The 25,385-nt window shown below is 32.8% G+C and carries 24 protein-coding genes; 15 read left to right on the top strand and 9 right to left on the bottom strand.

The genetic code is table 11. From position 1 onward, the window contains the following. The first annotated feature begins 219 nt into the window (after window positions 1–219). A complete protein-coding gene (locus tag FJV36_RS09560; RefSeq protein ID WP_086453503.1) occupies window positions 220–402 on the top strand; it encodes a CsbD family protein in 183 nt (60 codons plus the stop codon). A 107-nt stretch (window positions 403–509) separates the two neighbouring features. Here FJV36_RS09560 and FJV36_RS09565 read toward each other — a convergent pair whose 3' ends face one another. The 5 genes from FJV36_RS09565 to FJV36_RS09585 all read right to left on the bottom strand — a co-directional run bounded on the left by FJV36_RS09565 (window position 510) and on the right by FJV36_RS09585 (window position 3,965). Next, window positions 510–1,277, bottom strand: a complete 768-nt coding sequence (locus tag FJV36_RS09565) for a LytTR family DNA-binding domain-containing protein (protein ID WP_158728793.1) — start codon at window positions 1,275–1,277, stop codon at window positions 510–512. Window positions 1,278–1,343: 66 nt separating this feature from the next. Next, complete coding sequence (locus FJV36_RS09570; RefSeq protein ID WP_158728794.1) at window positions 1,344–1,652, bottom strand: 2TM domain-containing protein; 309 nt, start codon at window positions 1,650–1,652, stop codon at window positions 1,344–1,346. A gap of 2 nt (window positions 1,653–1,654) precedes the next feature. Then, window positions 1,655–1,969, bottom strand: a complete 315-nt coding sequence (locus tag FJV36_RS09575; protein ID WP_158728795.1) for a 2TM domain-containing protein — start codon at window positions 1,967–1,969, stop codon at window positions 1,655–1,657. Next, window positions 1,960–3,291: a 2TM domain-containing protein gene (locus FJV36_RS09580; RefSeq protein ID WP_158728796.1), complete on the bottom strand. Its 1,332-nt coding sequence runs from the start codon at window positions 3,289–3,291 to the stop codon at window positions 1,960–1,962. Before FJV36_RS09580 ends, FJV36_RS09575 begins: the two co-directional genes overlap by 10 nt. A gap of 53 nt (window positions 3,292–3,344) precedes the next feature. Next, entirely contained in the window at window positions 3,345–3,965 is a 621-nt protein-coding gene (locus FJV36_RS09585) for a hypothetical protein (protein ID WP_158728813.1), read from the bottom strand. Between the two features lie 223 nt (window positions 3,966–4,188). On the opposite strand from FJV36_RS09585, the gene FJV36_RS09590 reads away from it, so the two are divergent. After that, a complete protein-coding gene (locus tag FJV36_RS09590; RefSeq protein WP_158728797.1) occupies window positions 4,189–4,431 on the top strand; it encodes a hypothetical protein in 243 nt (80 codons plus the stop codon). Then, window positions 4,424–4,717 (top strand): type II toxin-antitoxin system RelE/ParE family toxin, encoded by a 294-nt coding sequence (locus FJV36_RS09595; protein WP_158728798.1) that lies wholly within the window; start codon window positions 4,424–4,426, stop codon window positions 4,715–4,717. Before FJV36_RS09590 ends, FJV36_RS09595 begins: the two co-directional genes overlap by 8 nt. Window positions 4,718–4,808: 91 nt before the next feature. Here the strand turns inward: FJV36_RS09595 and FJV36_RS09600 are convergent, their stop codons facing one another. Beyond that, window positions 4,809–6,968: a TonB-dependent receptor gene (locus FJV36_RS09600; protein ID WP_158728799.1), complete on the bottom strand. Its 2,160-nt coding sequence runs from the start codon at window positions 6,966–6,968 to the stop codon at window positions 4,809–4,811. Between the two features lie 278 nt (window positions 6,969–7,246). Here FJV36_RS09600 and FJV36_RS09605 point away from each other — a divergent pair, with 278 nt between their 5' ends. From FJV36_RS09605 to FJV36_RS09630, 6 genes are all read left to right on the top strand, one after another. Beyond that, window positions 7,247–7,807, top strand: coding sequence for a sugar O-acetyltransferase (locus FJV36_RS09605; protein WP_158728814.1), 561 nt, complete (start codon window positions 7,247–7,249; stop codon window positions 7,805–7,807). A gap of 72 nt (window positions 7,808–7,879) precedes the next feature. Further along, window positions 7,880–8,275: a hypothetical protein gene (locus FJV36_RS09610; protein WP_158728800.1), complete on the top strand. Its 396-nt coding sequence runs from the start codon at window positions 7,880–7,882 to the stop codon at window positions 8,273–8,275. 244 nt (window positions 8,276–8,519) lie between these two features. Beyond that, entirely contained in the window at window positions 8,520–9,059 is a 540-nt protein-coding gene (locus FJV36_RS09615) for a hypothetical protein (RefSeq protein ID WP_158728801.1), read from the top strand. A gap of 84 nt (window positions 9,060–9,143) precedes the next feature. Continuing rightward, window positions 9,144–9,503, top strand: a complete 360-nt coding sequence (locus FJV36_RS09620) for a four helix bundle protein (protein WP_158728802.1) — start codon at window positions 9,144–9,146, stop codon at window positions 9,501–9,503. A gap of 48 nt (window positions 9,504–9,551) precedes the next feature. Beyond that, window positions 9,552–10,610: a nucleoid-associated protein gene (locus tag FJV36_RS09625; RefSeq protein ID WP_158728803.1), complete on the top strand. Its 1,059-nt coding sequence runs from the start codon at window positions 9,552–9,554 to the stop codon at window positions 10,608–10,610. Window positions 10,611–10,760: 150 nt separating this feature from the next. Then, a complete protein-coding gene (locus FJV36_RS09630; RefSeq protein ID WP_158728804.1) occupies window positions 10,761–13,121 on the top strand; it encodes a GAF domain-containing protein in 2,361 nt (786 codons plus the stop codon). Between the two features lie 2 nt (window positions 13,122–13,123). On the opposite strand, the gene FJV36_RS09635 is transcribed toward FJV36_RS09630, so the two are convergent. Continuing rightward, window positions 13,124–14,302 carry a Pycsar system effector family protein gene (locus tag FJV36_RS09635; RefSeq protein WP_158728805.1) on the bottom strand — a complete coding sequence of 393 codons (1,179 nt, stop codon included), beginning with the start codon at window positions 14,300–14,302 and terminating at the stop codon, window positions 13,124–13,126. Window positions 14,303–14,327: 25 nt separating this feature from the next. On the opposite strand from FJV36_RS09635, the gene FJV36_RS09640 reads away from it, so the two are divergent. Next, window positions 14,328–18,053, top strand: coding sequence for a metallophosphoesterase (locus FJV36_RS09640; RefSeq protein WP_158728806.1), 3,726 nt, complete (start codon window positions 14,328–14,330; stop codon window positions 18,051–18,053). Here the strand turns inward: FJV36_RS09640 and FJV36_RS09645 are convergent. Then, the gene (locus tag FJV36_RS09645) at window positions 18,036–18,905 is read right to left on the bottom strand and encodes a hypothetical protein (protein WP_158728807.1); all 870 of its coding nucleotides are present in this window, start codon (window positions 18,903–18,905) and stop codon (window positions 18,036–18,038) included. The genes FJV36_RS09640 and FJV36_RS09645 overlap by 18 nt on opposite strands. 64 nt (window positions 18,906–18,969) lie before the next feature. Beyond that, on the bottom strand, window positions 18,970–20,028 hold the full coding sequence (locus FJV36_RS09650; RefSeq protein WP_158728808.1) for a hypothetical protein: 1,059 nt from the start codon (window positions 20,026–20,028) through the stop codon (window positions 18,970–18,972). Window positions 20,029–20,429: 401 nt separating this feature from the next. On the opposite strand from FJV36_RS09650, the gene FJV36_RS09655 reads away from it, so the two are divergent. The 5 genes from FJV36_RS09655 to FJV36_RS09675 all read left to right on the top strand — a co-directional run bounded on the left by FJV36_RS09655 (window position 20,430) and on the right by FJV36_RS09675 (window position 25,376). Continuing rightward, the gene (locus FJV36_RS09655) at window positions 20,430–20,831 is read left to right on the top strand and encodes a response regulator (protein ID WP_158728809.1); all 402 of its coding nucleotides are present in this window, start codon (window positions 20,430–20,432) and stop codon (window positions 20,829–20,831) included. Window positions 20,832–20,896: 65 nt separating this feature from the next. Further along, window positions 20,897–21,790 (top strand): ABC transporter ATP-binding protein, encoded by an 894-nt coding sequence (locus FJV36_RS09660; RefSeq protein ID WP_158728810.1) that lies wholly within the window; start codon window positions 20,897–20,899, stop codon window positions 21,788–21,790. 76 nt (window positions 21,791–21,866) lie between these two features. After that, entirely contained in the window at window positions 21,867–22,703 is an 837-nt protein-coding gene (locus tag FJV36_RS09665) for an ABC transporter permease (RefSeq protein ID WP_158728811.1), read from the top strand. A gap of 515 nt (window positions 22,704–23,218) precedes the next feature. After that, window positions 23,219–24,427, top strand: a complete 1,209-nt coding sequence (locus tag FJV36_RS09670; protein WP_158981051.1) for an IgGFc-binding protein — start codon at window positions 23,219–23,221, stop codon at window positions 24,425–24,427. A gap of 46 nt (window positions 24,428–24,473) precedes the next feature. After that, window positions 24,474–25,376, top strand: a complete 903-nt coding sequence (locus tag FJV36_RS09675; protein ID WP_158728025.1) for an IS1595 family transposase — start codon at window positions 24,474–24,476, stop codon at window positions 25,374–25,376. The last annotated feature ends 9 nt before the right edge of the window (window positions 25,377–25,385 follow it).

The following is a 25,385-nucleotide window of genomic DNA, read 5'->3' on the forward strand; positions in this document are numbered from 1 at the left end:
TATACCCATTAACTAAAAACCACATTACCATAACTTTAAAACAAAACATTTATAGTTATAATTTAACACCTTATTCCAAATCAAGGAATTTTGACAACAAGTATTAAATACTATTAGCTATTGGAATTATGCAATACATTTAAAGAATTGTATAACATTCAAACAGCTAAATTTTACCAAATTTGTGAATAACAAATAGTAATTTAAAAATTAGATATTATGCCAAATTCAAATGAAATTAAGGGTACTTGGAATGAGTTAAAAGGAAAACTGAAACAAAAATTTGCCGATCTTACTGAAGATGATTTATTGTATGAAGAAGGTAAAGAAGATGTGATGTGGGGTAAATTACAACAAAAATTAGGCAAGACAGAAAAAGAAATTAAATCTTTACTTGACTAGTTTTTGATTACAGGGACAAGTGTTTATAGTACCGTTTTTAAAACATTATTGATTTGAATTCTTTTTAAAAACAGTGCTAGAAACACTTTTTTTGGACTACAAAAAAACTATCCTATCCAAGTCTTAAAATCAGTTACTTTTTCACGACTTACAACTACCTCATCCTCTTTGTAAGTGGGTAAAACAACCTTCAATCTAGAGTTGCTATAAAGGACAATTTCCTTAATTGCTTTCATGGGAATTATAAACTTTCTGCTAATTCTAAAAAAATCTTTTGGGTCTAATTCCTGTTCTAAATTTTCTAAAGTAACATCTATTAAATAATTTCTGTTATCATACGTGTGAATGTATGTGCCTTTGTTTTCGCTAAAAAAACATTCAATTTCATCTATTGAAATTACTTTGAGATGCTGCCCTATTTTTACGGTAAAACGTTTTTTATAATTTTTTTCAAAAGGAGTGGCTAGCATCTTTTTGATTTGTTCAAAATCAATAGCGAGGTTTTGAATCGGTAATTCTTGCTTAGGTAAAAGCGATTTAAATTTGGCAACAGCCACTTCTAAATCATCCTCATCAATAGGCTTCAAGAGGTAGTCAATACTATTTAATTTAAAAGCCCTTAATGCATATTCATCATAAGCTGTTGTAAAAATTACAGCACTTTTAATTTCAACTTTTTCGAAAATTTCAAACGACAAACCGTCGGACAATTGAATGTCCAAAAAAATCAAATCCGGATGTTCGTTTGCAGAAAACCATTCGACCGCTTCTTCTACAGAGTGAAGCATCGTTTGCACTTGTATGCCTAACTTTTCTACTTTACGTTGTAAAAGTCGTGCTGCTGGTTTTTCGTCTTCTATAATTAATGTTGTCATGTATTTTTATGCTTGCTTTATAAATGATTGTTTGGCTTTTATTGCTGAGTAAAAATAAGAATTTAGTTATTCCCAATTCGAGTTTTTTTGTTTCTCCATCAGCTCTTTGATTTTGCGTTCTTCCCAATCGCGTCCTAAAAATACTGGCGGTAAAAAAACCGATAATCCATGTGCGGCTAAACCAATTCCCCAAAATAAAGCGGTAGCAAAATTATTCCATTGAAAATAACTTTGACCAGGTTTAAGGTTTTGTATATTTAACACTATAATCATAATGTTGATCACAATGTAAACTATAAGGTGCGTATAAAACCCCTTGATTTTTCGAACTCTTTTTAGTGCATTATCGTATGCTAATTGATCGGTTGTTGTCATGATTACTCGTAGGTGTTAGTTTTGTTTTTCTCTTCTTGTATGTACTGTTTCATTTTTCTCTCTTCCCAGTTCTGTCCAAAAAATGGAAGCCAATTAAAAACTCTAATAGCGTGAAATAAAAGTCCAATACCCCAACTTCCAAAGGTCCAAAAGAAAAATATATGGTTTGGAGAATATCTAAAATTTATTAGCATAAGAATTCCATTTACAAGTACAAATGAAGCAAGGTGCGAATAAAACCCTTTTAACTCCTCTACTTGCTTTTTAGCAATTTGATATTGTTCAAATTCGCTATTGTTTGGTTTATTTAGTTCCATTTGTTTGTTTTGTTTTTATTTAAAATCTGTTGAATTTTTTGTTCTTCCCAATTTTTGCCGTAACCAAAGGTTTCCAGTGCATGAAAGGTAAGCCCCATTCCCCAGCCCAGAAGCGGGAACCAAAACCATTGAAAAGGATGTGGCGAACTCAGGTTAACGATGATTAAAATTGGGATTACAATACAGTACGAAATTAAATTTCCGTAAAATCCTTTTAATCTTTCTACTCTTTCTTTAGCTCTTGCGTAAGCTAAATTTTCGTTGCTAATTGTATTTGTTTCCATAGCGGCTATTTGTTTGGTTAAAATAGGAATCAGCACCTTAAATTCTGTTTCCGTTTGTTCTACTAAAACTTTTCTCTTTGATAGCAAGGCATATCGGCTTACAATGTTTTGCAATCCTACTCCTTGACGGTCTTGTAATACTTCTTTTTTTTGTAAATTATTTTGAACTACCAGGTAATTATCCTGAATGTAAATGGTAATTTGCAAGGGTTTATTTTCACTTACTACATTGTGCTTGATGGTATTTTCTAGTAACAACTGTAAAGATAATGGCACTACCCTAGCTTCTAAATTATCAAAATCAGTTGGTAATTGAAAGGTGATGCTGTTTTCAAATCGCATTTTCAATAAATTCATATAGGTTTTGGCAAAAGCCAATTCCTCGGCAACACTAACAAGTTCTTTGTCCTTTTGTTCTAAAACATATCGATAAATTTTAGATAAAGAGGTTGTAAAACGCTGTGCATTTTCAGGATTTTCCTCTATGAGTGAACTCAAAACATTCAAACTATTGAACAAAAAATGCGGGTCAATTTGGTTTTTTAAACTTTCGAATTTGGCATTGGCTGTACCAGCAATAATTTTTTGTTCTTTAACTTTATTCTCATTGTACGCTTTGTAAAAATAGATGGCATGAATTGTTAGCGTAACAAAAAAAGTTATGATACTAGATACAATGTAGCTCTCTGGTTTTTCATTTTCCAAAAACTCTTGCAAACTTTTGTTATCATAAACTACTTCTTCAAACAAGTGCAATAAAAAAATTACGATTAAAGACAGGACAACCGAGCCCGCGAAACCAACAAACAATCTCTTTTTAGAAAAACGTTCCACAAATAAAGCGTCCAATTTTATAAAAAAAAGTGCATTGGTACCATATAATGTGAGCGTATACAAAGCAGTGAACAAAAAGTGAGTTAGTAATCGCTGGTTAAATCCTATTGTGCCGCCCATAACTACCGTAAATAATTGCATTGAGACAAAAATTACTAAGGTTAGTTTGAATGCTTTTTGTAATTGTTGAAGAAATAAGTTCATTTTATAAATTCTTTAGTTTCTTGCTAGTCACAGCAACGTCAATGGTTTTAATTTTATTTACAATTTTTTTGAGCCATTTGTGCTCTTTCTAATCCCCATGAAGGTGAAAAAACTGTTTCAGGTTTAAAAGTAGCAAAAAGTCCAATAGCTTTTTCAATTTGCGCACACATTGGTTTAGTATCGGTTCCCCAGAATTTCGCTCCGCCTATTTCAAATTCGGCTTTGCAAAACACAACTCTTGGGTTTTCAGGAGCAATTGCCTTTGCTTTTCCATACAATTCCATTACGGGTCCGGCTAATTTTTGTCCGTTTGTCATGGGGTCAAATGCAATCCAGGCGGTATGAATCATGGCTTGAACCACAAGCAACTCTGCGTTATTAGGGTTTTTATCCATTTCAACATCAAGGGCTTTTTGAGCTTTATCAATCAATAAACTTACTTGCTCTTTATCCTTTGTGCCAAAAGCAGCATTTGTATTTACCAGTGCCACATAATAATTAGGCAACCAGCTTGATTTTTCGGCAGCAGCAATTCTTTCAAATAAGGCGGATGCTTCGGTACTTTTTCCTTCACCCCATAATTGAAGTGCTTTGCCCATACCTTGTTCAAATTGGCCTTGAGCCGAAATATAAGAACTGATAAACAATACGATGGTAACAATAATTTTACTCATAACTTTAGTTGTTTTAATTGAATTTTGGTTCATTGTTGTTTTCATGATTTTTTGATTTTAAGATTATTTGATATGATGTTTGAAACGCTTTATTTTAATTACACTTCAAAAGTAGATTGCTTTTAACAGCTTAAAAATTGATTCCTACCGAACTGTAGAATTTAATGGATGAGTTGTGTTTTGAATAGATATTTATTTGTAATTTTGATAAAAAGACTTGAAGATGAGCACTGCCGAATTAAAATTAAAATTATTCCGTGAAATCGATAATTTGGAGCAAACCAAACTAGAGAAAGTGTACGGGTTACTATTAAATTTTATTAATTCGGAGAATAATGGTAATGAATGGGAAGCAATGTCAATAGCTCAGCAACAAGGACTACAAGACGCGATAGAAGAAATGGATTCAAATTCTGGTCTTAATCATCAAACTGTTCTGGATAAATACAAAACAAGATATGAATAAAGCAATCAGGTGGTCTTCATTTGCTGACAAAGACCTTGCTGACCTATTAGAATATCTTGATGCAAAATGGAACAAATCAGTTTGTTTAAACTTTATTGACCATTTGGATTATTGCATCACTTTAATCCAAGAAAACCCTGCACAATTCCCGTTTATCAATAAAAGACTCCAAATTAGAAAATGTGTGATCACTAAACAAAATTCTGTTTACTACAGAGAAACAGACACAACTATTGACATTTTACGGCTTTATGACACCAGGCAGCATCCTACAACTTTAATTTGAGTTGAAAGTCTTAAAGTCGAAAGTCTTAAAGTAACAAACGTATGTATCTATAAGGACTTTTAACCTTTGACTTTAAGACATTATGACTAATTTAAAGATTCCTTAATTGATTGTCTTTTTTATCGTTGCTGATGGTCCAAAAGAATCCGACGAAGAAAAAACGATCTGCGGTAGGAATAATTTCTCTACGGTTGTAAATTCCAGCGCTGTTTGGATTTTTAGCGTATTCGTAGCCAAATACATTTTGAGTTCCTAAAATATTTGAGACAGAGAAATATAAAATTTTCTGCGGAGCCAATAAGTACGCCCAATTAAAGCTTAAATTGTTAAAATCTTTCGTTTTACCGTTCATGAATTTTGTTTCATTGGGATTGTTGTACGGGCGACCTGAACTGTAGGAATTCGTAAATCCTATTTGCGATTTCCAGTTTGTAATAAAGTATTTTGTAACGATAGACAAGCTGTGATCAGCAACAAAACTTGGTGTGACTGCGGCCTTGAAGTTTCTATAATCTCTTTCGGTATCTATGTAGGAATAGGAAATCCAATACTCAAGATTTTTGATTGAATTGTTGTCGCGCCAAAACAAGTCTAAACCTGTAGCGTATCCCGAACCAGAATTATCATAATTTGAATTAAATGCAGCTACATCAGTATCAAATTTTACTAAATCACGATAGTTCTTGTAATAGGTTTCGGCTCTAAAGGTTTTTCCGTTTTTAGCATACTGAAAGTTTAAAAGATAATGTGATGCTTTTTCGCTTTCTAAAGGAGTACTTGCCATATACTTTAGATAATCAGCGTTAGGAGTTTGAGTAAAATCGCCATAAGCAAATGAAAACTGACTGTTTTTAGCCATTTTGTAAGCAAAAGAAACTCTTGGCGAAATAGCATTTTCACTTAGAACACTGTTATTTGCTGCGCGTATTCCCACTTTTGCCGCCCATTTTTTAGAGAAGAAAATATCAGCCTCAGAGTAGACTGCCGCTATTTTTGAATCATATCCACTGTTAAAAATCATACCTGAACTTTGGCTGAAATCCTCATGGAATTGCGTAACAAAATAATCAGCTCCAAAAGACAGTTTTAATCGATCTGAGAAACTTTTTTTCAACTTCACTTTTAAATGAGCTGCATTTTCTTCATTGGTCACTTTATCTAAATCTAACTTTATGGCATTATTGCTGTAACCATAACTCAATCCAGAGGTGATTTGCCAGTTGCTCCCAAAAACTCCTTTGTAAGACGTATTAAAATAGAAATTGTCGTTGTTTAAATCTACTCTTATTTTCTCTGGAGCATTGATATTTTCTTGATTGATATCAAATTTTGAAGCATCAAATGCAGCGTATACTTTTAAAATACCATTATTAAAATTATAGCGATACACCGTTTCTCCAGAAAGGGATTGAAAAGGACTGTTCCAATCTACGTTTTGAGGAATCGCAGCTTGATAAGGAGCAAGATTCAAATAATTAGCATTCACACTCAAGGAACTCTTTTTCCATTTTTGGGTATTCCCAATTCCTAAACCTACGGTCATCAGGCTAATTTCGGTTTTGTTTTGATCCGGATTATCCTGAGTATTGAGTAACAACACGCTGGATAATGCTTCGCCATATTCTGCAGAATAGCCACCGGTAGAAAAAGCGATTCCGTTAAATAAAAACGGTGAAAATCGGCCACGAGTAGGTAAATTGTTAGTACTTGCACCATACGGTTGCGCTACCCGAATACCATCTACAAAAGTTTGGGTTTCATTAGCCTCGCCACCACGAACAAACAATCTTCCGTCCTCGCCTACCGTTTGTGTTCCTGGCAAGGTTTGCAAAGCCGCAATGATATTCCCTGCTGATCCTGCTGTGGTAACAATATCTAGAGGTTTTAAAACCGAAACTCTAGATTTATCGCCCGCTTCAAATGTACCTGCAGTAATTACAACGGCATCAAGCGCTGTAACACTTGAACGGAGTTTAATGATTATATCTGTAAAAGTAGCCACATCAATTGCAGTTCTTGAAGTTTCATAAATCAAAAAGCTAACTACTAAGGTTTGATTTCCCGTAGCTGTGGTTGTAAAACTAAAACTACCAGAATCAGAACTTGTGGCGCCGTCATAGGTTCCCTCAATAAAAATATTAGCCCCTGCAACAGGCTTTCCTTTCTCATCTACTACTTTACCTGATATTGTTTTTTGTGCGAAAAGAAACGAGCTAAGTACTAAAAATAAAAATGTGAGTGTGGTTTTCATAATGTTGTGATAATTTGATAAACCAAAAGTATCTCAGAAAAAAAGATTTAAAAACAGAACCTTACTCAACTGTTGAAAATGGATGCTGAGTTGTACTATTTTTAATTTTGGAGTACTTTTACAAATTAGCAAAAGGCTACAACAAGCAGAATCGCGTGAGGGATAGCAGTGAAAATCCTTTGCTGACCCGTTGCAAAAAGGGGCAGGAAAGATTGTAACGTATAGCCCGACCAAAGCTTTTGCGGAGGGCACGCCCAAAAAAATGAAACCCAATGAATTTGAAATCAGAGAAGGAAAAAATGATTGCTGGTGAATATTATTTGTCTGGTGATCCGGTGTTGGTTAAAGACCGACGACGTGCGAAGTTATTATTGCATCGCTTGAACGTGACGGAGTATCGGATGACTAAAAAAGCGCGCGAAATTATTCAGGAATTGATTCCCAATGCAGGGACCAACTTATATATTGAACCACCATTTCATTGTGATTACGGGTACAATATTGTGTGTGGCGATAATGTGTATTTTAACGTAAACTGTGTGGTGCTAGATTGCGCACCTATAGTAATAGGATCGAATGTTTTTATAGCGCCCAACGTGCAATTGTATACCGCTACGCATCCACTTGATGCGGAATTGCGCAAAACGCTAGAAAACGCTTTGCCAATATCCATTGGTGATGATTGCTGGATAGGTGGCAACAGTGTTATTTGCCCTGGAGTGACTGTTGGCGTAGGTTGCGTAATTGGCGCAGGATCTGTAGTGACAAAGGATATTCCGGACCACTCATTAGCGGTGGGAAATCCTGCAAAAGTGATACGAAAATTAAATGATAAGTAAAAATAAAAAAATACGAATTCTTCAAAATATTTTTTTTGTTATCTTTGCTTCCAAAAATTTAAATAAAACATAATGAAACATCTTAAAACATTTTTAATATTGGCGTTTATTGTTGTTGCAAACTCAGTATCAGCACAATCTACTTTTGATAAATGGCCTGCCATAAAAGAATTTCACGGAGTATTATCAGAGACCTTTCATCCTGCCGAAGAGGGGAAATTGGCTCCTATAAAAGCACGCTCAGCGGAGTTATTAGCAAAAGCTACGAAAGTGCAAAAAACTGAAATTCCTGCAGAATTTAGAACAGAAATCATTACAGAATTAGTAAATCGATTACAAGCCAAAAGTAAATCTTTACACCAACTTGTTTCCAATAAAGGTGCTGATGATGAAATAGTAAAATCAATAACGGGGCTCCACGATATATTTCATGAAATTGTTGGTATCTGCTCCGACTCTAAAAAATAAAACACCAAGCCTAATCAAGTGATTAGGCTTTTTTTTGAAATAAACGCAATTAGAACCAATCCTTATTTAGTTTTATTTTGCAACTGATAAAAGTAGTTTTTATCCAAAAAAGAAAAAGCAAATATATAGTTGCCTTAACTACCAAGCTAACAAGTAAAATAAAAATCTTATCAACAATTCGAAAAACTAAAATCGAAAACTGAAATTAAATTTTACCTTTGACCTTTCAATAAAAACAACGATTATGGTTTATAAATTTAGAGTCATTCTAGACGCCGAGGAAGATATCTTTAGAGACATTGCAATACTTGAAGACGATACTTTAGAGGATTTACATAATGCTATTTTCAATTCCTTTGGTTTTGACGGAATGGAAGTAGCTTCTTTTTATACGTGTGATGAAACTTGGAATCAAGAGGAAGAAATTCCGATGTTTGATACCGGCGATGTTCCTGGCGAACAAAAAACCATGAGCGACTACATATTATCGGACATTTTAGATAAAGAAAATACGAAAATCATTTACGTATACGACTTTATTAACATGTGGACGTTCCTTGTAGAGCTTGCCGCTATTGAAGAACAAGTTCCTGGAAATTTCTATCCTGAAACTTTATTTTCTCACGGCGAAATGCCCGATGAAGCGATGGAAAAAAACTTTGAATCTGATAATGCTGATGATTACAATGACGAATTTGAAGACGGTTTTGATGACGATGACCTAGACATGTTTGAAGGCGATGACAGTTTTGAAGATTATGGTTTTGAAGAGAATTGGAATTAAATTTTAAAAGGTACTGAGGCACTAAGTTGCAAAGGGACTGAGGTTTGAAGTAAAAAAGATTCAACGAATTTTAAATAGATAGTAATGAGTACATTTCGAGACTTACTAATTTGGCAAAAATCAATGATTCTAGTTACGGATATTTATCAGTTAACAAATACATTTCCCAAAGAAGAAATTTACGGATTAACTTCGCAAATTAGAAGGTGTGCGGTATCAATTCCAAGTAATATTGCTGAAGGATACGGAAGAGATAGCAACAAGGATTATTTGAAATTTTTAAATATTGCAACCGCCTCTTTGTTTGAAATACAAACGCAAATTGAAATAGCATTCAATTTAAAATACATCACTGAATTACAATTTAACAATATATACGAAGCAAGTAAAGAACTAGAAAGAATGATGTGTTCTTTTATTAGAAAAGTAAAGGAACGAAATTAAAACCTTTGTTTCTTTGTCACTTTGCTGCTTTGCACCTTACCAAATAATATGATCAACTTATTTAACACCCATATCGAAAATTTATCCATTCACAGAGTGGGTAACAAGAGTAGAAACGAAGCTATTTTTTTATCAGAACAGCCCTTTAATCTAAATGATGAGATTGTTCCTTTGATGAAAGAATTTTTCTTTAAACCTTTTCGAGAAAAAGAGGAAAATTATTTCCAATTTGCACACGAAATTGACTTAGACTACAATGACATGTTCAAATATGCCACCGAGATATTTGACAATCCGAACAATGTACACGAGGTTTCAAAAAAAATCACCACGCATTTGTTTGAGCAGTCCAATCATCCACATATTAAAAACGGTGAGGTATACGTAACTTATTTAAGCAATTTAAGCATTGACAATAATGTGGTAGATGCCATTGGAATTTTTAAGAGTGAAATACAAGCTGACTTTTTACAATTTGAAGAGAAAGCTTCTCAACTTGAAATGATTTTACAACAAGGGGTAAGTTTAAACAAACTTGACAAAGGTTGTTTGATTTTTAATTACAAGAAAGAAGAAGGCTATAAAATTCTTACTGTTGATAGCAATCGTTACGATGCAAGATACTGGTTAGAGCATTTTTTATCAGTAGATGCTTTTGAGGACGAAAACTTTATCACCAAAAAGTATTTGAAGTTTTGTCAAAATTTTGCCAAGGATGTTGTTTTTCCAGCTGAGGATAAAAAGGAAGAAGTGATGTTCATGAACCGATCTGTGAATTATTTTGCAAAAAACGATCAGTTTGAAGAAACTAACTTTTTGAATGAAGTTTTAGACAATCCAGATTTGATACCTGAGTTCAAAAACTACAAAAGCGATAAAGGAGAAAAATACAGTATAGAGGATGTTACCTCCTTCCCTATTGCGAATGCAGCGGTGTCTGATGCACGAAAATCAATAAAAAACGTGATCAATTTAGATACGCACATACAAATCAAAATGGATTTTATTAATCCCGAAAGTGCAGAGAAATTTGTAGAAAAAGGATGGGATGAAGAGAAACAAATGTACTACTACTTAGTTTACTTTAACAAAGAAGAGAAAAGTTAGTAACTCCTAATACTAGCATAATATAACATTGAAAGGTCCGCCATTACAACCGTAATTGCGGACCTTTTTATTTGCGAAATAAAAGGAAAAAAAACGAGTCTTAGAAACTTACTTTATTCCTAAATTTACTGATTCAAAAATCAGTTCTAAATGTCACACTATTTTTTCAAAGAAACCCCATTCAAAACTCTTATTTCATTTCATAAACTCATTGATGGGCTGGAGGAGATTGCTAATAGTCCTATAGATTACAGAGCTAATTATGCCAAGGCATTGCTACGAGAAATTGAACCCTTTCCCGAGTTTAAAACAGGTATTGAAGATTTTGACATTATTTTTAAAAATAAAGAATTATTAGAAAACATATTAGCTGATTTATTCCCTACAGTTTTAACACACAACGAAATCAAAGCTGTTACCATTCCGTTTCAAAATTTTACATTTAACTATTCCAAGCGGTTTCAAAAAATAATAGAAAACGCAGGCACACCTTTTGACATGACCATTAGCGATTTTAATGAAGATCAATTTTACGTCATGAGTTGTATTCTAATTTTAAATACGTTTTACAAACAAAATTTTGATTACAATAAGCCTTTGTTTTATGACATTCCAGATAAAAATGGAATTATCAAACATTATCGTATTTTGTATAATGCTGATTTTATGGAAATCATTCCTACAGCAAATGCCCTAACACTCACTGTTAACGAAATAGATTTATTAATGGATAACTTTGACGATGTGGCACTATGGAAACAAAAGTTCCCTCAAGAAAGTTGGATCCTGAAAGGTTTTGGAATTGTATCTTTATTTGATGCAACAATTGAAAATGCTGTATCAAACTTAAAGAGCAATCTTTTAAAAACAAAATCTGAACCAAATGAAAATCCCGGAGATTTTGAAGGCATCTTTCGTTCAATTTTTAAAATACCCGACTTAAAGGTTGGATTTATCATGTTTGATGAAGAGGAACAAAAATTTGTAAAACCTCCTTATGATGCAACTGGAAGTTTTATGCTACAAGATTTACAAGAAGTAGATTGCAATAATTCTCTTTTTGGATGTTCATTAGAAAGTATTCTAAATCAAAACAAACCTTTTATTATTTCTAATGTGGAGCAGTTTGCCCAAGAGATAAACAATGAAAAACTAGGAAACTATTTGCTATCACAAGAAATCAAAAGTTGTATATTAGCTCCTGTTATAAAAAATGGCAAATTATTAGGTATTATTGAGCTTGTATCTAGCAAATCTAGAGCGTTAAACAGCATTAATGTCAATAATTTAGATATGATTTTACCCTATGTTATTGATACCTTAGAACGGTATAATAATGATATGCAAAATCAAATAGAAGCCATCATTCAGCGGGAATACACTGCAATTCACCCAAGTGTGTACTGGAAATTCAAAAAAGAAGCAGTTACTTATTTCAAAACACAAACTAAAGATTACAATTTTAAAGAAATTGTTTTTAAAGAAGTCTATCCTTTGTATGGACAAATTGATATCAAGGGATCCTCAAATCACAGAAATGAAACCGTACAAGAAGATTTAAAAAATCAGTTGAACGCATTGATTCAAATTTTTGAAAATCAAAGATTCAACACCAATTTAGTATTGTCTGAGCAGCGCACTTTTGAATTACAAACATTATTAACGCAACTAGATGCTCCGCTAAAAGCTGATACGGAACAACAAATACAACTGTATATAGAAAATGAAATTCATCCTATTTTAAAGAATACTATACAAGCTAATGATGACAACACTTTAGAAAAAAAATATTTTGAAAGTCTAGATCCCAAAACGGGAATGTTTTATCATTCTAGAAAAAAGTTTGATCATGCACTATCTATAATCAATAAAAAACTAGCTTCTATCCTTGACAAAAAACAAACTGAAGCACAAGAAATTTATCCTCACTATTACGAACGTTTTAAAACGGATGGAGTAGAACACAACTTATACATAGGCGCTACCATTGCACCAACCAAAACTTTTGATACCTTGTATTTGCACAATTTAAGGTTGTGGCAATTACAAACTTTATGTGAAATGGAAAAAGAGCACCATCAATTAAAATATTCACTACCTTATGAACTAGATGTAACATCGCTAATTCTAGTTTTTAGCTCTCCTATTTCAATTCGATTTAGAATGGATGAAAAACGTTTTGATGTAGACGGCACCTATAATGCGCGCTATGAAGTAGTTAAAAAACGAATTGATAAAGCCCATATAAAAGGAACCTCTGAACGAATTACCGAAAAAGAGAAAATAACTATTGTATACTCACACAATAACGAAGAAACAGAATATCTCAATTACATTAAGTTTTTGCAATTCAAAAAAATACTTGAGCCCGGTATCGAACAATTTGAAGTCGAAGAGCTGCAAGGTGTATCTGGACTAAGAGCAATTCGTGTGAAAGTAAGCAATACGAGCCAGAACCCAGTTGATTCTAATTATGGCTTTTATGAAAATAATCTAGATAAAAGGAATTAATGTTACCCCATTTTAAATGCAATTACAAATGAAATTACAGAAATTATTATTCCAATCATAAAAAAATTGTACGTTAACCTAAGCAAGCGGTATTTTTTTTCAAGCACTACCCCTAAGTAATATAAATCTTTAATCATTGAATTGTACAAATACTCTTTGTCTTTCATCATTTCATTCATAGCCCATTGGTATTCCTCCAAAGGCATTTTATAAAAATTACCAAAAAAAAGTAAATTCACTTTTTGATTTTCAATATCTTGATGCGAAAAAACACCTTTTGTTACTTTGGGCCTAGTGGATAAAATGGCAAAAATTATTGTGGTAACACTTGACATAAGCATGATAAAAGTAGGTATCATGAGATGTACATTTTTAGGGCTATCCAATTTGGGAATTAAAATGGATAACGCAATAGAAATAATAATTGCATTTACAGATAATAAGATATTCGCTTTGCTATCAGCAATACCGCTCAAAGTAGTATGATTGTTAAGAGTAACCCTAAAAAGTGTGTCAACGGCACGATCTGGTTTATCTTCCTTTTCCTTTTTAGTTGGAACAAATTCTAGATCTTTACCCTTGTTCAATCCCATTTTTTTAATTTTTTTTTGAAGTTTTTTACTATTTTTCTCTTTTAGTGGTTGCCAATGTTCGCGGGCATAATCTGTGTAATAACGATGCTTATTGGTAAGAAAATCTATATTCTCGAGAATCCAATCTTTATCTGAGAATTTTTTTTGATCCAAACATGCCCATTCCTCTCGTAAATCATTGCAAGTAGTAGCATAATTAGGTGCTGAAAGGTGAAAACAATCGCCATCTTTCATGATTTTTTCTAAAAGTGTTTGAGGTTCATACCCAAATTCAGTAGCCATTATTAGTACGGCCACCTGATCTATAAAATCAGATGACTTTTCCTTATCTGATAGAAAATCACGCATTAGAGAAACACTTACTTCTTCATGATGATCATAACAATTTGTATATCCCGTATCATGAAACCAAGCGGCAATTTGTAAAATTTCAAATTCATACTGGCTAACATTTTCTTCATTAGAAAGCAATTCTACTGCAGTAACTACCTGAATAGTATGCTGTACATTATGATAGGTAAATGAGTTAGAAAGTTTATCTTTGAAGAGTTTTTCAACGTGACCCCTAGCTTGTTCTATTAAATTCATGGACATTTTTTTACACTACTAAATTATGAAATTATTTTCGGATAAATCTTCTAATCCTTTTTATATAACTGGAATTTCAATTCTGTTTGTTTTTACTCTTTTCACGTCCTGTGCAACACATCATGCACAATATGGGAAAAATGCAAAAAACCTAACTCAGAACGCAACAGATAGCCTAAAAATTGCACATACTTTTTATTTAATTGGTGATGCAGGAAACGCAAATGAACCAAAGGCGAAAGAAACGTTGAACTTGCTTGAAGAGCAATTAAAAAAAGCAAATACAAACAGCACATTACTATATTTAGGAGATAATATTTACCCAAAAGGATTACCAGACACCAATCCGGCAAATGAACGGTTAGCAGCCGAGGAGAAACTCCTAAATCAACTAAAACTATCTCAAAACTTTAAAGGAAAAACTATTTTCATACCAGGAAATCATGACTGGTACAGTGGCCTGAAAGGGTTAGAACGTCAAGGTAAATTTGTTACGAATTATTTGAAAGAAAAAAAATCATTTATGCCCAGCAATGGTTGCGGTATTGATGAACTAGAAATCAATAAAAACCTCATTTTAATTGCAATTGACAGCCAATGGTTTTTAGAAAACTGGGACAAAAGCCCCACTATAAATGAGGACTGTAACATTAAAACAAGGGAAGCTTTTTTTGTTGAACTTGAAAATGTATTGTCAAAAAATCAAGAAAGAACCGTAATTATAGCAATGCATCATCCATTAATGAGTAATGGTTCTCATGGTGGACAATTTTCATTAGAAAAACAACTTTTCCCATTAGAGCAAAAAATTCCATTGCCAATAATAGGATCACTCATCAATTTAGTTCGAAAAACATCTGGTATAAGTCCGCAAGACATTCAAAACAAGCAGTATGACCTGTTTATCAAACGCGTTAAAACTTTGCTTCAAAACCATGAAAATTTAATAGTCGTTTCTGGTCATGATCACAACTTACAATACTTAGAAAGAGACAATATCAAACAAATTATTAGCGGTGCAGGATCTAAATCTGAGGGAGCAAGGGCAATTCTCAGTACGGATTTTTCGTATGGTAAAAATGGATTTGCCAAATTAACTGTTTTTGAAAACGGACTTTCAAAAGTGATGTACTTTGGCAAAGAAAAAGAGTCCCTCATTCATGAAAAAATAGTGTTACAAGAAAAAAAAGATTTTGACACCAGTGTATTTTCAAAATCGTTTCCAAAAACTATAAATACAAGCATTTACAGTCCTGAGCAAACAAAAAAATCTGGGTTTTATAAGTTCTTTTTTGGTAATCACTACCGCAATTATTACAGCAAACTCATCAACGTTCCTGTAGCAACTATAGATACACTTTTAGGAGGATTACAGCCCAAACGTGCTGGAGGTGGACATCAATCTAACTCCCTTCAACTTTTTGATTCTAGCGGAAAAGAGTATGTGATGCGCAGTTTAAAAAAGAGTCCTACTCGATTTTTACAATCAGTTGCGTTTAAAAAACAATTCATACAAGATGAATTTGAAGACACCTATGCAGAAAATTTACTTTCGGACTTTTACACCACAGCACATCCGTATACCCCTTTGGCAGTAGGTAACTTGGCCTCAAAAATAGGTGTTGCACATACTAATCCCGTTTTATACTATATCCCTAAACACGCAGCGCTTCAAAATTTTAATAGTACTTATGGCAATGAACTATATATGGTAGAAGAACGCGCAACTACTAATCAAATTGCTACCTCTAGTTTTGGAACACCACTTGCAATAGTAAGCACAGAGGATGTTTTAAAAAACATGCGCAAGGATGAAAAATATGTGGTAAATGAAAGTGAATACATCAAAGCGAGATTATTTGATATGCTAATAGGAGATTGGGATAGGCATGAAGATCAATGGCGCTGGGGCGAATATCACGAAAATGATAAAGTTATTTACAAACCTATTCCCCGTGATAGAGATCAGGCATTCAGTAAATATGATGGTGCATTGGTTTATGTGTTAATGAAAAACGTACAACTAAGACATATGCAGTCGTTTAAAAATAATTTAAAAAATGTAAAACTAATGAATAGAGAGGCTTATCCACTGGATTTGGCCTTCTTAAAAAAAACTACTAAAGATGAATGGGTAAAACAAGCTAAATACATTCAAGAAAACTTGACAGATAGTGCTATAGATGACGCCTTTAAAGTACTACCTAAAGAAGTTTTAGATTATACAATTACAGACATACAACAAAAATTAAAAGCAAGAAAAAAAGAACTTACTATTGCTGCTTCTACTTATTATGATGTACTGCAACATACTGTAATGCTTGTAGGTACTGATAAAAAAGACAAATTTGTTGTACTAAATGAAGAAAAAAACAAATTAACTATTCAAGTATTTCGGGTAAAGAAAACGGGAGAAGAATTGCAGTACTCCAGAAATTTTACTGCCAATAAAACTAAAAAAATATGGATTTATGGCTTAGATGATGACGATGAATTCATAGTAAAAGGAACATCAAATTCTGGAATAAAAATAAGATTAATAGGCGGTCAAAATGAAGACCTTTACACTATTGAAAACGGTAAAAAAGTAAAAATTCATGATTTTAAATCCCGTACCAATACGTACACTCTTGACTCAAAAACAAAGTTAAGGTTGATGGACGATTACGACAATAGCTTTTATGATTATAAAAAACCAAAATACAATTATTTTACTAGCTTACCCAACATTGGGTTTAACCCCGATGATGGTATAAAAATAGGAATTGTAACAGGTTATATTGTACATGATTACAAACAAAATCCTTTTACTCATAAACATTCTTTAAAGACCAATTATTATTTTGCAACTAGTGGGTATGAGGCTATTTATAACGGGAAATTCCCAAAACTCTTTGGCAAATGGGATGCTGATCTGGAAGCTCGTTTTACAAGCCCTAACTTTACCATCAATTATTTTGGGTATGGTAATGAAACCCAAAATGATTCGGAGTTATTTGACATGGATTACAATCGTGTTCGAATTCGAATGATAAAAGTGATGCCATCCATTAATAAAATTGGTCTTAACGGTAGCAAGTTTCAGATACAATCTAGTTACGAAAGAATTACAGTAGAGGCAACTACTAATAGGTTTGTAGATTCCTCTTCCGAAGTAAATCCAAAAGTTTTTGAAAATCAACATTTTGCTGGTGCAAGTGTTAAATACAGTTATGAAAACTATGACATCCCTGCATTTCCATCCATGGGAATGGGAATTAGTTTTACCGGAAGTTGGAAAATGAATCTAGAAGACTTAAAAAGAAATTTCCCTACTTTAGAAAGTAAAATAAACTTTAACCATAAAATAGATGCTAAAGGTAAACTAGTTCTTGCCACAATCCTTCGAGGAAAAGCAGTACTGAATAATAATTTCGAATTTTATCAAGGAGCAACTCTAGGTGGTGATTATGATTTAAGAGGTTTTAGAAATGAACGTTTCTTGGGGAATCAATCTTTTTATCACAGTAGTGATATCCGTTTGAATCTTGGTAAAATAAAAAGAAGCGTCATCCCAATGACTTTTGGTATTTTAGGTGGTTATGACTACGGACGCGTTTGGCTAAAAGGAGAAAACTCTGAAAAATGGAATCAATCCATTGGCGGAGGGATTTGGCTTAACGGTCTCAATGCACTTACAGCTCGCATCACTTATTTTAAAAGTGCAAGCGAGGAAGCCCGTATTGCTTTTGGTTTAGGATTTGGTTTTTAATTGTGTTAAACTGGTTTTATAAACCTTACCTCCATCACTGCCGTATTTTTCATCTGCAAGTAGTATTTTGTCATTGTCTATAAATGTGGCTGCTTCTTTTTGAGAAAAATGGTTCAATTCTAGAGCCGTTTGGGTACCGCTCAAGAAATTATCTCCTTTAAAATTTTCGAAAAGAATAATTTTATCATGTGTAAGCAAAGCTACCTTTGACTGATCAGGACTTATAATAGCACTCGTTATAGCACATGATTTATAGGTGTCACAGGTTTTAAAAGTACCCAATAATTTGGCTTGATGATATCCGGCTTGATTCGGTATTTTATAAATTAATGACGTACCATCAAATCCTTTGCTTCTGTTTTTGGTAAACAAATAAAAATTATTATTCATCTCAAAAAAACCTTCAACATCAAACAATAATTCTTTTTTATTTGGAGGAAATTGCTTTTGTTCAGGATATGAAAATGATATTTTTGAAACGGGTGTTGCAGTAACATTCAATAAAGAATTTTTGTCAACTTTATATATACATAAATCCTTGCGTTCATTGTCATTATTACCAAAATCACCGAGATATAAATTTCCGTTTTTATCCATAGTAACATCTTCCCAATCTGTATTTTGAGCATCAGTTATGGATATTGTCTTTGTAATTTTACTGGTAGAGTTAATTTTATATAATGCGCTAGCATTGCCGCTATCCTCAATTGCCCATACGGACTGATCTTGCGGTGTATAAATGATCCCTGAAACTTCTTTGAGTTTCTTTGGCAAAGAATACAATTCTGTTATGGTAGATGATGGTTGCTCACAAGAAGCCAATAAAAGACTTATAAAAATATATTTTTTCATAATATATAAATTTGATAATCCATAAAAATCAATTCAAATATAACCAATACGCTTTACTTAACAATTACTTTTTTAAAACCGTACTGTTTTTATAATTCCTTGTGATAAACTCAAAGGCTGCAACCATAATACTTCCCATTGATTTTGCTTTTTTAAAATTGAGATCTTTTGTGTACCGGTACAACTCCATTTTTAATTGTTCTAGATGTATTTCGGTTGAAAGCGTATCTGCACTCATAATCTCAAGTAACCTATTTATGCGGTTTTCTGAAGACAAAATTCTTTTGGCAAGAACTGCACGTTCTTCATCTTTGTATTGCTCAATAGAACTCATTTGAAGCTTTTCTTTGACCAATTTCACCATAGGGTAATTTTCTTTAAAAAATTGAGGCCTGTATACTTTAAAATTCCCTTCGTAGCACTGCTGATCAAAGTCTATAGCCCGTATTTTATAGACTACGTGATCAAAATCATGTATAGGAACAATGACATAATTATAGGAGCGCATGTCCCCCAACAATCGTATCATGCATCGCTCATTAAACTTTACAAACTCTTTGGCTATTTGAGCCTTTTCCGTCTCAGTACAATCTGCGAGTAAGGTTTTGATAAATACATCTCCTGGAATTCCCATAATATGTTCCTCAATAAGAGTATCATTATACACTAAGAAATTAATTTTATCTGGTGAAAGAATATGTTCTAGTTCCAATCCATAAACTCTAGAAGCATCTGCTTTTTTTACATAAAAGTGCGTGTAATTATCATTTAAAATATTTCTAACCTTGATTCGAAATGGTTTAGAATTCCCAAAAGTGCAATAATCAATTGAGTCGATATTCAAAAATTTGAGTATTCCTAAATTTCCATCAGAGTGTAGTAAGGAATAAATCTTTTTTAAATTCAAATCAATTTCTTCTCGCTCAAACTCATTATAATATACTCTAATCCACAAAGTATCTTGGTCATTTTTATCATATACAGTCACCGAGCCTGAAAAACGCAATAAATCATCATAAAACACAGTTACTTTTGAAACCCTATCAAATCGTTCTAAATATTCCTGTAAAGAATTATTCACTGGATATGACGGTTTTTTAAAAACCATAATGGGATCACTCATAGGGTATTTTTTTTTTCAAAAATACAATAAAAATATATCTGAAGAATTTAATTCTTGACTAATACCTTGCATTTAAAGACTAAAACATCCTTAAAATTAATACACTGATTTAATCACTATATATCTGATTACCTATTTAATAAATTAAAATTTCAATATCATGAAAAACAGATACTAATTATAAATTTTAAAAAAGTAGAAAATGAGAATATAAACTATATATTTGATACTGTTGAAAATTTATATAAAAATGGTCGTAAATTCTAGGTGAGCCAAGTGCTAGCGCTAAATTAAAAATGCTGCCAGAAATTCATCAATAAAGTAAAATATCAGCCTATGTTTTGCCATATAAATTTTCAACCTGTCAAATACTTTAGATCTAAATTTAAATTGAAACAGTTATGAGTAATGAATTGACTTACCTTATTGATGATGACTCTTTAACGCTACGGTTGACCACAATGCTTGCAAAGCGAACAAGTTTTTGTAGTTCATTACTACCCTTTTCGAATGCTAAAATTGCTCTTGAATTGTTACAAAAAAATGCCACAAATAATCCTGAACTCCCAGATTGCATATTACTTGACCTCAATATGCCTAAAATGAACGGATGGGAATTTCTAGACGCAATGGAAAATTTAAACATAACAAAAGATATTTATATTTTTATAATGACCTCCTCTATTGAGTCGGCCGATATTGAAAAATCAAAAAAATACTTTAGCGTAAAAGATTATATTGAAAAACCCATAAGCATTGAAAAACTTGATGCGATAAAACAATTTATTGTATTATCAAAGTAATTCAGAAAAGTAGTAACAAAATAGGTCCTACATCGTCATATAGTTAAACCATAAAACTCTGACACTTGGAAACCATTCTAACTATACAAAATTTAAATAAGCGTTACGGCGCAATTCAAGCCCTGAAAGATGTGTCATTTGATATTCAAAAAGGAAACGTTTACGGGATTCTAGGACCTAATGGTAGCGGAAAATCAACTACTCTAGGAATTGTACTCAATGTTGTTAACAAAACTTCTGGCTCTTACAGCTGGTTTGGAGGCACTATACAAACTCACGATGCATTAAAAAAAGTAGGTGCCATTATTGAAAGGCCTAATTTTTACCCATACATGACCGCTAAGGAAAATCTGGAGCTAGTGTGCAACATAAAAGGCATTAATTATACAAAAGTAAGCGAAAAACTAGAAATAGTAGGCTTAACAGATAGACAAAACAGTAAGTTTAGAACCTTCTCATTAGGTATGAAACAACGTTTGGCTATAGCATCAGCATTATTAAACGATCCCGAAATCTTAATACTTGATGAGCCTACAAATGGATTAGACCCACAAGGAATTCATCAAATAAGAGATATCATTAAAATCATTGCTGCTCAAGGTACTACAATACTCCTTGCTTCGCACCTGCTTGACGAAGTTGAAAAAGTATGTACGCATGTTTTAGTTTTACAAAAAGGAAAAATATTATACACCGGATTGGTTGATGGAATGTCCTCTAACGAAGGCTTTTTTGAATTGCAAGCTGATGATATGCAAGAATTAGTTGAAATGGTAGCAACACATCCTGCAGTAAAAAACGTAGTAAAAACAAATGATAAAGTAATTGTTTATCTCCAAAAAGAACTTAATGCAAAAGATCTCAATCAATTTTTATTTAGTAAAAATATCATTCTGAATCATCTTGTAAAACGCAGAAACAGTCTTGAAGAACAGTTTTTAGAACTGACTAGTAAATAAGTTCTTTACAAATCTTTTATTTATCAACCACGAAAAAAAATTTCGGTTGTATTACTGAAATACAAAATCATACCTTATGAAAAGACTACTTACCATAGAGTTACAAAAAATCTGGAAAAATAGAGCAAGTCGCGTATTGACACTAGCCTATTTTATTTTACTAACATTCATTGCACTAATAGCATCTATCAAGTTTGATCTGGGTGTATTTAAATTTCATTTGGCCGAAATGGGCATTTTCAATTTCCCATACATCTGGCACTTCAATACCTACATTGCATCTATTTTGAAATTCTTTTTAGCAATTGTAATTGTTTCAATGATGGCCAATGAGTATAGTTATGGCACATTAAAACAAAACTTGATTGACGGAATGAGCAAAAAAGAATTCATTCAATCAAAATTTTTGACCGTATTTCTTTTTGCAACGCTTTCAACAGTTTTCCTATTTATTTTGACCTTAATTCTTGGATTTAGTTTTTCCTCCTTTACTGAAATTGATATAGTTTTTGCAGATTTAGACTATCTATTGGCTTATTTTGTAAAACTAATTGCCTTTTTCTCTTTCTGTTTATTTCTTGGAATTTTAGTTAAAAGATCTGCATTTGCGTTAGGCTTCCTGTTGGTTTGGAATATTATCGAAGGCGTTATAAATGGTGTTTTAACATTCAAGGTGTTTCCTGAAAGTACAACTGCAGCCACGATTACTCAGTTTTTACCATTACAATCCATGTCAAATCTTATCGTTGAACCTTTTTCACGTTTATCTGTTGTGAAAAATATTGGTACTCAAATTGGTTTAGAGAACAGCAAGGACTATGGAATTTCGCTTTTTTCAATTGGCATTGTGTTGTGCTGGACAGCTATTTTTATATGTTTTTCTTATAAAATTTTGAAAAGTAGGGATTTATAAAATTTTTAATGTGTACGAATAGTTTTACATCAGTTTTCAGCTACTTTATTAACGCTCCGTTTCCTTGTAATTCACTACAATGCCATTACTTATTTCAAGTAATTAAGAACTTACAAATAGGAAATGTTGAATTGATAAATAGCTATTGTAAAACTTTAAAACTATGCTTAAATTACAATAGAAACTTTTTCAGTTTTACAAAATAAAGTATTCTTGTTTGGCAGCAGGTTTAAGTATTTTTACAATAGACGACGTCATCTTCCTTAGTACCGTAATTGGTAAGAACGAAAAAGTGTTTTTTTGTTATAATGGAGATAATCGCCATTTACATTAAAATGACAACACCTACATATAGGATATCACCAACTTATAATTTTTAAATTCGCAGTAGTTGTTAGGGTTTGATTTTTTTCCCTTTACAAACTTTATTACTTCAACTCTAATTAATTGATAGGCGAACCACAAAAGATCATTTTACTCTAAGAAGATAATTTAAATTTTCCTATTTTTAGCGCATGAAAAAAACTTTACTACTACTAACGATCCTACTTTCAATCAGTTGTTTTGCACAATTTAGTAAAACCCATTACCTGCCTCCTATTACGGCTCAATCAAATGTGGTTGAAGATCATTACATTTATATTTCTACTCCAAATACGAAAGACGTTCCTTTTAAAATAATTGAAAATGGCGGTAACGTGATTGCGGGTGTGGTCAATAATGTAACTCCGTTTCGCTACTTTATAGGAACGGGAGACTTTACGCAATTGTTTACTCCAAAAAATGCCATTGGAATTGTAAAAAACAAAGGATTTGTTATTGAAGCGGAGGATTTGGTATATGCTAATATTCGTGTAAATGCTGCAAGATCTAACAATGGTGCCTATAATCATGCCGGTGGATTAGTTTCAAAAGGGAATAGTGCGTTAGGAAAAATATTCCGCTTAGGAGCGATGTTGAATCCGCTTTTTGACACAACATTATTAAATTTCGCTTCCATTTTAGCTACGGAGAACGGCACAAAAGTTACGATTTCTAATCTGCCCCTTGGCACTATTTTGACCAATGGAACTGTAATTAACGGTCCAATAACGGTGACATTGAACAAAAACGAAAGTTACGTCTTGGCGTTAGAAAATATTAACTCGGTCGCAACACCATCAAATAGCGCCAAAATAATCGGTGCATTAGTTGAATCTGACAAAGCCGTGGCGGTAAACGCGGGTTCGTTTTGCGGAAATAATAGTACTGTACTTGGGACAAATCAAAACGGACAGCTCCAACCTGTTGGTAGAGATGTTGGATTTGATCAAATTGTTCCTTTGGAACGTACAGGAACTGAATATATTTTTGTCAAAGGATTAGGAACCGATGAATTGGAACGTGTTCTACTAGTAGCGCATACGGACCAGACCAAAGTTTTTTTGAATGGCAACACTACTCCATTTACCACCTTAAACAAAGGAGAATATGTTGCGATGGACGGTGCAAATTTCACCAATGGTAGTTTATATATCACCACTTCGGAAAAAGTATTTGCTTATCAAAGTATTGGTGGAACTGCTTCACCAGCAAATCAAAATATGTTTTTTGTTCCGCCTTTGAATTGTTCTACACCAAACGTGGTTGATAATATTCCTAACATTCAAGAAATTGGAAGCACTTTTTATGATGGTGGATTGAATATCATTACTGAAACTGGGGCTACAGTTTTAATTAATTAGAGTTACTTACTTAAAAAACACTTATATTTATAGTAAATACAAGGATATGGAAAGTATATTTCAGGGGGAGAATATTTTAGAGTTCATAAAGACATTCCCAGACGACCAAAGTTGCCGTGAATTTATAGCCAATGAGAAGTGGAAAGACGGCTATAGATGTAAACGTTGCGAGAATACGAAGTATGTTTATTTTGAAAAACACAATAAAAGAGAGTGTACCAAATGTAGATATAAAGAGAGTGCAACGGCAGGAACTCTTTTTCATAGAGTTAAATTTGGAATTCAAAAAGCATTTTGTATTGCCTTTGAAATGACTTGTACAACCAAATCAATATCCTCAACTCAAGCGGCAAAACGCTATGGAATAACTCAAAAGACTTCTTGGTTGTTTATGCAAAAAGTAAGACTTGCGATGAAGTCCTCAAAACAGTATCCAATGACAGGAAATGTACAAGTTGATGAATTTGTAGTTGGCGGAAAAGAAACAGGAAAACAAGGTAGAAGTTACGATAGCAAAAAGGCAAAAGTTGCTTGTGCTGTTGAGCTGACAGATGAAGGAAAGATAAAAAGAGGTTATGCAAATGTTATTGATGATTATTCTGCAAAGTCAATAAAACCATTATTTGACGAGCATATAAGTAAAGATGCGAATATTAAAACAGACCAATGGACAGCTTACAAAATAATAGCAAAGAGCTATAACATCGTCCAAGAAAAAAGCGTTCCTGGGAAAAACTTCAAAGAAATGCACACTATTATTCATCAGGTAAAAACTGCAATAAGAACGATTCAATCACACGTCAAAAAGGAACATCTCCAAAAATATTTAGATGAATATTTTTATCGACTGAACAGGTCAATTTACAAAGATTCTATTTTTGATAATATATTCAAACGATTAGTCTCACATCCGCATCAGGGTTGGAAGCAAATCGTAGTCATTAAGTAAGTAACTCGA

The sequence above is a fragment of the Flavobacterium sp. I-STPP5a genome, assembly GCF_009764685.1.
Taxonomy (GTDB): Bacteria; Bacteroidota; Bacteroidia; order Flavobacteriales; family Flavobacteriaceae; genus Flavobacterium.